Raw genomic sequence first — 12255 nt, 5'->3', positions numbered from 1 at the left:
GCTCACACCTCGGCGTGCGCGCGCCGGGTCGACGGCCGCACGGTCGGCAGCGCGAGATCGGGCCCGCCCGCCGCGAACATGCGCCGCACGAGCGGCAGGAACGGCTTCGACAGCATCACTCCGGTCGCCGCCCGCGCCATCACCGCGGCGAACCGGTTCGCCGGCACCATCCGATCGATGCCGCCGCCCGGGATCTTCTTGCCCGCCTCGACGAACGGTGCGATGTCGCGCGCGTAGCGTGCCAGCGCGGCGGGCACGTCATCGTGCCCGGCGGCGAGGTGCTCGCCGAGCAAGTACGCACCGATGAGGGCGGTCGCCGTGCCCATGCCGGTCAGCGGCGAGCCGCACGAGGCGGCATCGCCGAGCAGCACCACCCGCCCGCGCACCGGCTCGTCCAGGTCGATGCGCACCAGTTCGTCGAAGTAGAAGTCGGATGCCTCGGGCATCGCCCGCAGGATGGTCTCGGCGTGCCATCCGGCACCCTCGAGCGCGCGGCGGATGAGCGCCTCCTGTGCGGAGCGGTCGCCGCGCAGGCTCGCGTCGTGCTCGCTGCGCAGCGTCAGGATCGCCTTCGACGTCGCGGGGTCGCGGTCGGGCCGGAGCCCGAACGCGATGCCGGGCACGAAGCGCAGCGCGAACCATCCGGGCTCGAGGTCGGCGGGCGTCGGGAGGGTGAAGAACGCGGCGTAGCCGCCGAGCGGCGTCGCGACCTGCTCCTCGGGCCCGAAGGCGAGGCGCCGGGTCGCCGAGTGCACGCCGTCGGCGCCCACGGCGAGATCGAACGAGGCGGGCGACGCATGCTCGAACTCGACGTCGACCCGGTCGGCGTGCTGCTCGAGCGCGGTGATGCGGTCGCCGTAGCGCACCTCGACGAGTCCGGGTGCCGCGGCGGCCGCCTCCTCGAGCGCCTCCAGCAGCACCTCGGCGAGATCGCCGCGAGCGATCTCGATCTCGGCGACGGCGCCTTCGCCGTCGAAGTCCGACATCGACATGCGGCCGAACACCCGGCCCCGGCCGTCGACGTACGACATGCCGATCTCGTGCACGCGGCGGGCGTCGATGCCGGGCATGAGGCCCATGCGCTCGGCGACATCGCGGCTCGCACCGCGCAGGTCGACGGCCTGGCCGCCGGGGCGGGGAGCGTCGGCGCGCTCGACGACGGTCGCGCGGATGCCGCTGCGGACGAGCTGCAGCGCGAGGGCCAGCCCGGCGATGCCGGCTCCGGAGATCAGGACGTGCGGTGCGGAGTTCGTGCTCATCGTCGTGCTCCTTCATCGATTGAGACATTTGTCTGATACAGATGTTCTACACCTCATTCAGACGCTTGTCTAATACAAGCGTCTGAATCGTTCGATACGATGGCGGCATGGGCAATCGTGAAGACCTCCTCGCGGGGGCGCGGAAGGTGATCCTCGAGCGGGGCGTCGCGAAGGCCACGGCGCGCGACATCGCGGCGGAGGCCGGCGTCAGCCTCGCGGCGATCGGCTACCACTTCGGGTCGAAGGAGCAGCTCATCACCGAGGCCCTCACCGAGTCGCTCGGCTCGGGCATCGGCGACCGCATGGAGGCGGTGATCCGCGAGACGACGGCGTTGCCGCTGCTCGAGGGGTTCGCGGCGCTCTTCAACCGCATGCCCGGGGTGTTCGCCGACAACCGCGAAGCACTGCTCGCGAGCCTCGAGAACACGGTGCGCGTGCTGCGCGGTCCCGGCGGGGCGCACGATCTCGCCGCGGCCACGAACGAGGCCGGCCGGGGCATCGCCGAGCACCTCCGCGCCGCCCGCCCCGAGCTCGACGACGCGCAGGTCGAGGCGATCGCGAAGCTCGACTTCGCGCTGACGCAGAGCCTCGGGATCCTCTGGCTCGTCGACCCCGAGCTCGTGCCGACGGGCGACGAGCTCGCCCTCGCGGTCGCGGCGATCGCGGGGGAGTAGTCCGGGTCAGCCCGCGAGCTCCGCCGCGTGCGCAGGGCACCGGGCGGAGTCGCACGACGCGCAGAGCACGAACTCGGCGTCGCACGAGGCATCCGTGCAGTTGGCGGTGCGGTTCGTCGCGCCGCCGCAGCGTGCGCACTCGCCGACGACCGCGGCGTGGTCGGAGAAGTCGATCGAGCCGCGCCCGTCGAAGACGTACAGCGATCCCTGCCAGAGCCCGTCGTCGCCGAAGCGCTCGCCGTACCGCACGATGCCGCCGTCGAGCTGGTACACCTCGCCGAACCCGCGGCTCACCATGAGGCTCGAGAGCACCTCGCAGCGGATGCCGCCGGTGCAGTAGGTCACCACCGGGCGCCCCTTGAGGTCGTCGTACTCACCAGAGTCGAGCAGCTTCACGAAGTCGCGCGTCGTCTCGACGTCGGGCACGACCGCGCCGGCGAAGCGCCCGATCGCGGCCTCGAGCGCATTGCGCCCGTCGAAGAAGGCGACCTCGTCGCCGCGCTCGGCGACGAGCTCGTGCAGCGCCTCGGGGGTGAGCCTCGTGCCGCCGCCGACGACGCCCTCGCCGTCGACCGCGAGCTCCTCGGGTGCCCCGAACGAGACGATCTCGTCGCGCACCTTGACACTGAGCTTCGGGAAGTCGCGGCTCGCCCCCGACTCGTCGAGGCCGGTGCCCTCGCTCCACTTGAAGTCGATGTGCTTGAACGCCGGGTAGTCGCGCGTCGCGCGCACGTACCGCTTGAGGGCGCGGAGCTCGCCGCCGAGCGTGCCGTTCAGGCCGTCCTTCGAGATGAGGATCCGCCCTCGCAGGCCGAGCGAGGAGGCGAGGTCGCGCTGCCAGAGCCGCACCGCGTCGGGGTCGGCGAGGGGCGTGAAGGCGTAGTAGAGGAGGATCTTGGCGATCGGCACCACGAGAGTCTACGAGTGGATGCTCCGCGCTCGCCGTGTGCGCCCGGCCTAGGCTGGAGGCATCCGTCGAGAGGAACGCCGATGTTCGATCACGACCCCTACGCCGCACTGCAGGCGCTGAAGCCGATGGCCCGCTTCACCCTCGAGAGTGCCGACTTCGAGGACGGCGCGGAGCTGCCGCTGCCGCTGCGCGCCGCCGGCCAGGGCGCCGGCGATCGCTCGCCGCAACTGTCCTGGTCGGGGTTCCCTGCGGGCACGCAGAGCTTCGCGCTCACGTGCCTCGACCCCGATGCGCCGACCGCCTCGGGCTGGTGGCACTGGGCCGTCGCGAACCTGCCGGCCTCGGTCACGAGCCTCGAGCCCGACGCCGGCGAACCGGGCGCGCTGAAGCTGCCCGCGGGCGCGCTCGTGCTGCCCAACGAGGACGGCGAGCGGCGCTACGCCGGTTCGGCGCCGCCGCCCGGTACCGGCGTGCACCGGTACATGTTCGTCGTGCACGCCCTCGACGTGCCGCGGCTGTCGATCGACCCCGAGGCGACGCCCGCGAACCTCGCGATCCAGTGCTTCTTCCACGGCATCGGCCGCGCGGTGCTCACGGGCACGGCGGTGAACCCGGCCGACGCGTAGTCTCCCGGGCTGCGTGCGGCCCATCGGGTAGCGTGTGACATCATGCGCCCCATGCCGCTCGAGCCCAACCCGCGCCGCGTCGCGATCGGTTCGCGCCTGCGCGCGGCGCGGCAGGCGCAGAACCTCACGATCGAGGAGGTCGCGACGATCACGGGCCTCACGAAGGGGTTCCTCTCGCGGGTCGAGCGCGACATCACCTCGCCGAGCGTGGCGTCGCTGATCACCCTGTGCGCGGTGCTGTCGATCTCGGTCGGATCGCTGTTCGAGGAGCCCGACGTGCAGCTCGTCCGCGCGGGCACCGGTCCGCGCGTGAACCTCGGCGGCGTCGACACCGAGGAGCGCCTCCTCTCGCCGCGATCGGAGTCGCGCGTGCAGGTGATCCGCTCGGTGATCGAGCCCGGCGGCCACGGCGGTCAGGAGCTCTACGCGGTCGCGGCCGACGTCGACGTGCTGCACGTGCTGCGCGGCGAGGTCGTCGTGCGCTTCTCCGACCGCGACTGGGAGCTCGGCGCGGGCGACAGCCTCACCTTCAACGGCCACGAGCCGCACAGCTGGCGGGTCGTCGGCGACGGTTCGGCCGAGGTCATCTGGGTGCTCGTGCCCGCGCTCTGGAGCGCGTGACGGTTCGCCGGCCGGCTCCCGCCCTTCGGGCGGTGGTCGTCGCGTGCGCGGCATCCCGGCGCCGTCCGACCGCTGGGCGGGTTCGTCGCGCCGTTCGTCCCTGAGGCTGATCCCGGGTCTTGACGCTTCCTCGCATCACGGCTATGTTGTCTCCAGCCAGATGCCTGACAAGCAACAAAAGATTCACACTATGCAACAAGGAGGTTGTGACATGACGCAGCCGATCGGTCCCGTCGACAGCTCGAAGACCCCGCGATTCGCCGGCCCCGCGAACTTCGCCCGCCTGCCCCGCCTCGACCAGGTCGAGCGCGCCGACATCGTCGTCGCGGGCGTGCCCTTCGACGCCGGCGTCTCCTACCGCTCGGGTGCGCGCTTCGGCCCGGCCCACGTGCGCGAGGCGTCCCGCCTCCTCCGCCCCTACAACCCGGCTCTCGACGTGTCGCCGTTCGAGCTGGCCCAAGTCGCCGACGCCGGCGACATCGTCGCGAACCCCTTCAACATCGGCGAGGCGATCGAGGCGATCGAGGATGCCGCGACCGAGCTCACCCGCGAGGGGACCCGGCTCGTGACCATCGGCGGCGACCACACCATCGCCCTCCCGCTGCTGCGCGCCGCCGCGAAGCAGCACGGCCCGGTCGCGCTGCTGCACTTCGATGCGCACCTCGACACCTGGGACACCTACTTCGGCGCGGAGTACACGCACGGCACGCCGTTCCGCCGCGCCTTCGAGGAGGGCATCATCGACACCGAGGCGCTGAGCCACGTCGGCACCCGCGGCCCGCTGTACGGCAAGAAGGACCTCGAGGACGACCGCCGCTTCGGCTTCGGCATCGTGACGAGCTCCGACGTGTACCGCCAGGGCGCCGACGAGGTGGCCGCGAAGCTCCGCGACCGCATCGGCGACCGGCCCCTCTACATCTCGATCGACATCGACGTGCTCGACCCGGCGCACGCGCCCGGCACCGGCACCCCCGAGGCCGGCGGCATGACGAGCCGCGAGCTGCTCGAGATCCTGCGCGGCTTCCGCGGGATGAACCTCATCGGCGCCGACGTCGTCGAGGTCGCCCCCGCCTACGACCACGCCGAGATCACCGGCGTCGCCGCCTCGCACGTGGCCTACGACCTCGTGTCGCTCCTGGCCGACCGGCACGCCTCGCACCCCGCCCGCGCGGCGGTCGGCGCGGGCGCCGAGGCATCCGCCCATGTCTGAGGCGCAGCCGCGCAACGGCGGCGACGTCGTCGTCGAGACGCTCGAGACCCTCGGCGTGACGCACGTCTTCGGCATCCCCGGGCAGCACGCCCTCGGCCTGTTCGACGCGATCCGGCGCAGCGACCTCGAGTTCGTGAGCTCGCGGGTCGAGAACAACTCGGCCTTCGGGGCCGACGGCTACGCCCGCACCACGGGCGAGGTCGGCGTGCTGTTCCTCTCGACCGGCCCCGGTGCCCTGACCGCGCTGGGCGCACTCCAGGAGGCGTACTCCACGGGCGTGCCGCTCCTCGTGATCACGAGCCAGGTGCCGCGCCGCGGACTCGGCGGCACCCGCAAGGGCCTGCTGCACCAGCTCGACGACCAGCAGCAGAGCGCGCGCAACGTGACGAAGTCGACCGCGGTGATCCGCGAGGCCTCCCAGATCCCGTCGGCGCTCGCCGACGCCTGGTCCCTCGCGCAGGCCGCGCCCGCCGGCCCGACCTGGGTCGAGATCCCCGAGGACGTCCTGCTCGAGGCCACCCGCGTGCCGCCGGTGCGCTCGGTCGTCACCGCCATCCCCGAGCGGATGCCCCGCCCCGACCTCGTCGACGAGGCCGCCGGGCTGCTCGCCGCGGCGCAGCATCCCGTGATCCTCGCGGGCGGCGGCGTCCGTCGCTCGCCCGGCGGCCGGGCCGCGCTGCGTCGTCTGGCGGAGGCCCTCGACGCCCCGGTCGTCTCGACGGTCGGCGGCAAGGGCGCGATCGCGTTCGACCACCCGCTCTCCGCGGCCTCCTGGATCGAGGACCGGCACACCACCGAGCTCCTCGAGCAGGCCGACGTGCTGCTCGTGGTCGGCACCGCGATCGGCGAGGTCACGAGCAACTACTTCACCTTCGCGCCGCAGGGCCGGCTCATCCAGGTGGACGCCGAGGCCCGGGTGCTCGAGTCGAACTACGAGGCGCTCGGCGTCCACGCCGATGCCGCCCTCGCGCTCTCGGCGATCGCCGACCGGCTGCCGGCACGCCCGGACGACGCGCCCGCGCGCGGCGCCGAGCTCGCCGCCCGCCTCCGCGCCGACGTCGAGGCGCGGCTCGCCGCCCAGGACCTCGCCCCCGAGCTCGGGCTGATGGCCGGCCTCCGCGCCGCGGTGCCCGCCGACGCGCACACCTTCTGGGACATGACGATCGCGGGGTACTGGGCCTGGTCGGCGTGGGACCCGCAGCAGGGCGAGTTCCACTCGGCGCAGGGCTCGGGCGGCCTCGGCTTCGCGTTCCCCGCCGCGCTGGCGGCCGCGATCGGATCGGGTCGCCGCACGCTCGCCGTCTCGGGCGACGGCGGTGCGATGTACTCCATCGCCGAGCTCGCCACCGCTCGCCAGCACGACGCCGACGTGACCTGGCTCATCATCGACGACGGAGGCTACGGCATCCTCCGCGAGTACATGACGGACGCGTTCGGACAGGCCACCGCCACCGAGCTCGCCCGTCCCGACTTCGCAGCCCTGGCGCGCTCATTCGGCGTGCCCGCCTACGAGTCGACCCTCGAAGACGTGGGCGAGACCATCGCCCGCACCTTCGCCGAGCCCGGCCCCGCCGTCGTGGTCGTGCCCGCCGTGCTGCGCATGTTCGCGCCGACGCACCTGGGATGACGCGGCCCGCCCGCGGCATCCGAACCACCCACCCGACACCCGACTGAACCTCCGACGCAAAGGATCCAACGATGGATATCGCGATCATCATCATCTACCTGGGAGCGATGCTGCTCTTCGGCTGGTGGGGCAAGAGCCGCACCAAGAACTCGGCCGACTTCCTCGTCGCCGGCCGCCGGCTCGGCCCCGGCCTGTACACCGGCACCATGGCGGCCGTCGTGCTCGGCGGCGCCTCGACCGTCGGCGGCGTCGGCCTCGGCTACAAGTACGGCATCTCGGGCATGTGGCTCGTCGTGTCGATCGCCGTGGGCCTGTTCCTCCTCAGCATCCTGTTCGCCTCGCGCATCCAGAAGCTCAAGGTGTACACGGTCGCCCAGATGCTGAAGCTCCGATACGGCGTGAACGCCACGAGCGCCTCGGGCATCGTGATGATGGCGTACACGCTCATGCTCTCGGTGACGTCGACGATCGCGTACGCGACGATCTTCAACGTGCTGTTCGGCACCGACCGCACGATCTCCGTGATCATCGGCGGCGGCATCGTCATGCTGTACTCCTCGATCGGCGGCATGTGGTCGATCACGCTCACCGACATGGTCCAGTTCGTCCTCAAGACGATCGGCGTGTTCTTCCTGCTGCTGCCCTTCGCCTGGTTCAACGCCGGCGGCTACGAGGGCATCGTCGAACGCCTCGGCACCGCGGCCTTCGACCTCGGCGCGATCGGCGTCGACACGATCATCACCTTCTTCGTCATCTACACGTTCGGCATGCTCATCGGCCAGGACATCTGGCAGCGCGTGTTCACCGCGCGCTCGCCGAAGGTCGCGAAGTGGGGCGGCACGGCCGCGGCGGTCTACTGCCTCCTCTACGGCGTCGCCGGAGCCGTCATCGGCATGTCGGCGGCGGCGTTCCTGCCGGGCATCGAGGCGAGCGACGACGTGTACGCCGCGATCACCCAGCAGATCCTGCCGGTCGGCCTCAGCGGCATCGTGCTCGCTGCGGCGGTCGCCGCGATGATGTCGACGGCGTCGGGCGCGCTCATCGCGACCGCGACGGTCGCCCGCGCCGACGTGATGCCGTTGCTGAAGCGACTCGTCGGCCGCAGCAGGGACGAGGCCGCCGCGGCGTCGAACCCCGAGCACGACGTGCGCTCCAACCGCCTCTACGTGGTCGTCCTCGGTGTCGTGGTCATCATCGTCGCTGCGCTGCTCAACGACGTCGTCGCGGCGCTGACCGTCGCCTACGACATCCTCGTCGGCGGCCTGCTCGTGGCGATCCTCGGCGGCTTCGTGTGGAAGCGGGCGACCGGCGCCGGCGCGCTCTGGTCGATGGCCGTCGGCACGATCGTGACGCTCGGCACGATGGTCGTGGTGGGCGACGTGCTCGCCAACGAGCCGATCTACTTCGGCCTCGGCGCGAGCCTCCTGGTCTACGTCGTCGTGAGCCTCCTCACCCCGAGGACGCCCGCGTCGGTGCTCAAGATCTGGAACGACCGGCTCGCGAGCCGTGACGACGAGGGCACGACCACCGAGACGCCCGCCGCGCCCGCCGGCGCCGAGGCCGGGGAGCAGGCCGTGGCCGCAGCACCCGCCGCCCCTGCCGCTCCCGCTGCGCCGACGGCGACCGAGTAGCGGCCTCCCGGACCGGTGGATGCGTCGCTTGGGGGGCGACGTATCCACCGCCTCGCGGAGAAACCGACGCGGCGCGCCTCAGTGCTTGTTGCCGCTGAGCGCGAGCACCCCGCCCAGGCCGATCATCATGACGCCGCCCGTGGCCGAGAGATGCTCGATGCGCCTCGGCGAACGGGCGAACCAGTCGCGGGCCGCGCTCGCGGCGAGTGCCCACACCGAGTCGCAGGCGAGGGCGAGCACGATGAAGACGACGCCGAGCTCGAAGAGCTGCAGGGGGATGGCCCCGGCCTCGAACGACACGAACTGCGGCAGCACGGCCACGAAGAACGCGATCGTCTTCGGGTTCGTGACCCCGACGACGAAGCCCTCGCCGAGCTGACGCCAGTGCGAGCGGGGGGCGACCTCGCCGTTCGCCGCGCGGGCGGCGTCCTTGCGATGCCGGATCGCCTGGACGCCGAGGTACACGAGGTACGCCGCACCCGCGAACTTGATGATGGTGAACAGCACGACCGACTGCGCGACGATCGCGCCGACGCCGAGCGCGACGGCGACGACGAGGGGCACCATGCCGAGGGCGTTGCCGACGACGCTGAGGATGCCGCCGAGGCGGCCGAGCGCGAGCGAGCGGCCGATGACGAAGAGCACGCTCGGGCCGGGGATGACGATGAGCACGACCGAGGCCAGCACGAACGCCCAGAGGTTCTCGACGGGGACCATTCGGGAATCGTAACCCCGCACGCCGGTGCGGGCGATACGGTGGCAGGCGTGAGCGACCACATCTCCGCGAGCGTGGCCGACGGCGTCGGCCACGTCACGCTCGACCGACCGCAGGCGCTCAACGCGCTCTCCTACGAGATGATCCGCGCCCTCGCGGAGGTCTTCGAGGCCTGGCGGCACGATTCCGAGGTCGCGCTCGTCGTGCTCGACGGGGCCGGCGAGCGGGGGTTCTGCGCCGGCGGCGACGTGCGCGAGCTGCACCGGTACGCGACCAACGACGACCATGCCGAGGCCCGGGACTTCTTCCGCGCCGAGTACCGACTCGACGCGGCGATCGCCCGCTACCCGAAGCCCGTCGTCGCGATCATGGACGGCATCACCATGGGCGGCGGCATCGGCCTCGCCGGGCACGCCTCGGTGCGCATCGTGACGGAGCGCTCGCGCATCGCGATGCCCGAGACCCGCATCGGCTTCACCCCCGACGTGGGCGGGTCGTGGCTGCTCGCGAAAGCGCCCGGCGAGCTCGGCGTGCACCTCGCCCTCAACTCGCGCACGATGGACGCGGCCGACGCCCTGCACGCCGGCTTCGCCGACGCCTTCGTGCCCTCCGAGCGCATCCCGCACGTGCTGCAGGCGCTCGCCGAGCGCGCCGACCCCGGCAGTCCCGCCGAGATCGTGATGCTCTTCGACGAGACCCCGGGCCCCTCGGCGCTCGCGCTCGCGCGCGACTGGGTCGACGCCTGCTACTCGGCGCCCACGGTCGCCGAGATCATCGCGCGACTGCGCACCTTCGCCGACGGCCGGCAGGATGCCTCGTCGAGCGCCTTCCCGAGCCATCCCCTCGACCCGGGGGCGAGGGCGTACGCCGCCGCGGCCGCCGACGAGCTCGAGACGCTCTCGCCGACCGCCCTCGCGGTGACGCTCGAGTCGGTGCGCCGGGCGCGCACGCTGCCGAACCTCGAGGCCGCGCTCGAGCAGGAGTTCCGGGCGGTGACCTGGTTCATCGAGCAGCACGACCTCCGCGAAGGGATCCGCGCCCAGGTGATCGACAAGGACCGCTCGCCCCGCTGGAACCCGCCCGAGCTCGCCGACGTGCCGCCCGGCCTCGCCGCCCGCGTGCTGGATGAGGCGCGGTTCGGCCCGGTCTTCGAGTAGCGATCGTCGCTCGCTACTCGGCGGCCGGCGCCGCCTTCGCGAGCGCCGCCTCGAGCGCGACCCACGAGAGCATGGCGCACTTCACGCGCATGACGTACTTCGAGACGCCGTGGAAGGCGATCGCGTCGCCGAGCAGCTCCTCGTCGGGTTCGCCGGCGCCCTGCGAGCGCAGCATCGTGCGGAAGCCCTCGATGAGCCCGTGCACCTCGTCGACCGGTCGGCCGGCGGCGAGCTCGGCGAGCGTCGAGGCCGAGGCCATCGAGATGCTGCAGCCGTCGCCCTGCCACGCGACCTCGGCGAGGCGTTCTCCGTCGTCGTCGAGCTTCACCCGCACGGTGATCTCGTCGCCGCAGGTCGGGTTGAACTCGTGGTGCTCGGCGTCGGCGCCGTCGAGCGGGCCGTCGCCGTTCCGCCGCTTCGCCTGGTCGAGGATGATCTGCTGGTAGAGACCCTCGAGCCCGCTCACGCGATCACCGCCGCGGCCTCGTCGGCGACGCCGAAGAAGCTCCGCACCTCGCCGAGGGTCGCGACGAAGCGGTCCATCTCGTCGGCCGTCGTGTAGACGTGCGCGCTCGCCCGGGTGGTCGCGGTGATGCCGAGCGCACGGTGCAGCGGCTGCGCGCAGTGGTGGCCGACGCGCACGATGACGCCGGCGTCGTCGAGGAACTGGCCCACGTCGTGCGCGTGCACGCCGTCGACGGCGACCGAGACGAGCCCGGCGCGCGGCGAGCCCGGCGGCGGCCCGATGAGTCGCACGCCCGGCACCCCGGCCAGCTGCACGGCGACGCGTTCGGCGAGCGAGCGCTCGTGCGCGGCGACCGCGGCCATGCCGATCGACTCGAGGTAGCGCACGGCCTCGGCGAGGGCGACGACCTGCGAGACCGGCTGGGTGCCGGCTTCGAAGCGGTGGGGCGCCGGCAGGAACTCGGCCGAGTCGATCATCACGCGCGTGATGGTCGATCCGCCGGTGCGGGCGGGCGGCAGCGCGTCGAGCAGCTCGGCCCGGCCGTAGAGCACGCCGATGCCGTTCGGGCCGAGCATCTTATGCCCCGAGAACGCGGCGAAGTCGACGCCGAGTGCGCCGAGGTCGCTCGGCAGGTGCGGCACCGACTGGCAGGCGTCGAGCACGACGAGCGCGCGGGGCGAGCGTTCGCGCACGACCGCGACGACGTCGGCGACGGGCGCGAGGTACCCGGTCACGTTCGACACCTCGGCGATCGCGACGACGCGCGTGCGCTCCGAGAGCTCGGCGGCGAGCGCATCGACCGACCAGAGCCCGCGATCGTCGACGCGCACGGCGCGCAGGCGCGCCCCGGTGCGCGCCGCGAGGCGCTGCCACGGGATGAGGTTCGCGTGGTGCTCGGCCTCGGTCACGACGATCTCGTCGCCGGCCTCGAGGGCGAACCGGGATGCCTCGGGCCCGCCGAGTCCGGCCGAGGCATCCGCCATGCCGAGCGCGACGATGTTGAGCGCGTCGGTGGCGTTCTCGGCCCAGACGATCTCGCGCTCGCCGGCGCCGACGAATCGCGCGACCGTGGCGCGGGCGTCCTCGAAGAGGGTCGTCGACCGGCCGACGGCGGCGCTCGCGCCGCGGTGCACGGGCGCGAGGTGCTGCTCGAGGTAGTCGCGTTCGGCGTCGAGCACGCGGCCGGGGCGCTGGGCGGTCGCGGCCGAGTCGAGGTACGCGACCGGCGCGCCGCCGTCGGGCCGGGCGCCGTAGGCGGCGCCGTCGGCGAAGGCGGGGAAGTCGCGGCGGAGGTCGCTGACCGTGCGCTGCCCGATGGTGTCGAGATCGCTGATGCTCATCCCTTCCATCGTCCCACGT

The 12255-nt window shown here is 72.6% G+C and carries 12 protein-coding genes; 7 read left to right on the top strand and 5 right to left on the bottom strand.

What is annotated here, in order from left to right; genetic code table 11:
- Window positions 1-2: 2 nt before the first annotated feature.
- Complete coding sequence (locus ACFVAJ_RS06615; protein ID WP_376942311.1) at window positions 3-1259, bottom strand: FAD-dependent monooxygenase; 1257 nt, start codon at window positions 1257-1259, stop codon at window positions 3-5.
- 107 nt (window positions 1260-1366) lie between these two features.
- Here ACFVAJ_RS06615 and ACFVAJ_RS06610 point away from each other — a divergent pair, with 107 nt between their 5' ends.
- On the top strand, window positions 1367-1933 hold the full coding sequence (locus ACFVAJ_RS06610) for a TetR/AcrR family transcriptional regulator (protein WP_376942309.1): 567 nt from the start codon (window positions 1367-1369) through the stop codon (window positions 1931-1933).
- A 6-nt stretch (window positions 1934-1939) separates the two neighbouring features.
- Here the strand turns inward: ACFVAJ_RS06610 and ACFVAJ_RS06605 are convergent, their stop codons facing one another.
- Window positions 1940-2842, bottom strand: a complete 903-nt coding sequence (locus ACFVAJ_RS06605) for a rhodanese-related sulfurtransferase (protein WP_376942307.1) — start codon at window positions 2840-2842, stop codon at window positions 1940-1942.
- 81 nt (window positions 2843-2923) lie between these two features.
- Between ACFVAJ_RS06605 and ACFVAJ_RS06600 the strand changes: the two genes are divergently transcribed.
- From ACFVAJ_RS06600 to ACFVAJ_RS06580, 5 genes are all read left to right on the top strand, one after another.
- Window positions 2924-3469: a YbhB/YbcL family Raf kinase inhibitor-like protein gene (locus ACFVAJ_RS06600; RefSeq protein WP_376942305.1), complete on the top strand. Its 546-nt coding sequence runs from the start codon at window positions 2924-2926 to the stop codon at window positions 3467-3469.
- A 42-nt stretch (window positions 3470-3511) separates the two neighbouring features.
- Window positions 3512-4090, top strand: a complete 579-nt coding sequence (locus tag ACFVAJ_RS06595) for a helix-turn-helix domain-containing protein (protein ID WP_376942303.1) — start codon at window positions 3512-3514, stop codon at window positions 4088-4090.
- A 211-nt stretch (window positions 4091-4301) separates the two neighbouring features.
- Window positions 4302-5300, top strand: a complete 999-nt coding sequence (gene speB, locus ACFVAJ_RS06590; protein WP_376942301.1) for an agmatinase — start codon at window positions 4302-4304, stop codon at window positions 5298-5300.
- Window positions 5293-6927, top strand: a complete 1635-nt coding sequence (locus ACFVAJ_RS06585) for a thiamine pyrophosphate-binding protein (protein WP_376942299.1) — start codon at window positions 5293-5295, stop codon at window positions 6925-6927. The genes speB and ACFVAJ_RS06585 overlap by 8 nt, the downstream gene beginning before the upstream one ends.
- A 71-nt stretch (window positions 6928-6998) precedes the next feature.
- On the top strand, window positions 6999-8558 hold the full coding sequence (locus ACFVAJ_RS06580; RefSeq protein WP_376942297.1) for a sodium:solute symporter: 1560 nt from the start codon (window positions 6999-7001) through the stop codon (window positions 8556-8558).
- A gap of 78 nt (window positions 8559-8636) precedes the next feature.
- On the opposite strand, the gene ACFVAJ_RS06575 is transcribed toward ACFVAJ_RS06580, so the two are convergent.
- A complete protein-coding gene (locus tag ACFVAJ_RS06575) occupies window positions 8637-9275 on the bottom strand; it encodes a LysE family translocator (protein WP_376942296.1) in 639 nt (212 codons plus the stop codon).
- A 48-nt stretch (window positions 9276-9323) separates the two neighbouring features.
- Here ACFVAJ_RS06575 and ACFVAJ_RS06570 point away from each other — a divergent pair, with 48 nt between their 5' ends.
- Window positions 9324-10430, top strand: coding sequence for an enoyl-CoA hydratase/isomerase family protein (locus ACFVAJ_RS06570; protein WP_376942294.1), 1107 nt, complete (start codon window positions 9324-9326; stop codon window positions 10428-10430).
- 13 nt (window positions 10431-10443) lie between these two features.
- Here the strand turns inward: ACFVAJ_RS06570 and sufU are convergent, their stop codons facing one another.
- Window positions 10444-10896, bottom strand: coding sequence for a Fe-S cluster assembly sulfur transfer protein SufU (gene sufU / locus ACFVAJ_RS06565; protein WP_376942292.1), 453 nt, complete (start codon window positions 10894-10896; stop codon window positions 10444-10446).
- Window positions 10893-12236 carry an aminotransferase class V-fold PLP-dependent enzyme gene (locus tag ACFVAJ_RS06560; RefSeq protein ID WP_376942290.1) on the bottom strand — a complete coding sequence of 448 codons (1344 nt, stop codon included), beginning with the start codon at window positions 12234-12236 and terminating at the stop codon, window positions 10893-10895. The genes sufU and ACFVAJ_RS06560 overlap by 4 nt, the downstream gene beginning before the upstream one ends.
- Between the last annotated feature and the right edge of the window lie 19 nt (window positions 12237-12255).

Source organism: Agromyces sp. NPDC057679, from assembly GCF_042799635.1.
GTDB lineage: Bacteria > Actinomycetota > Actinomycetes > Actinomycetales > Microbacteriaceae > Agromyces.
The sequence above is the reverse complement of the archived record's forward strand: the minus strand, read 5'-3'. Positions and strand labels throughout refer to the sequence as shown.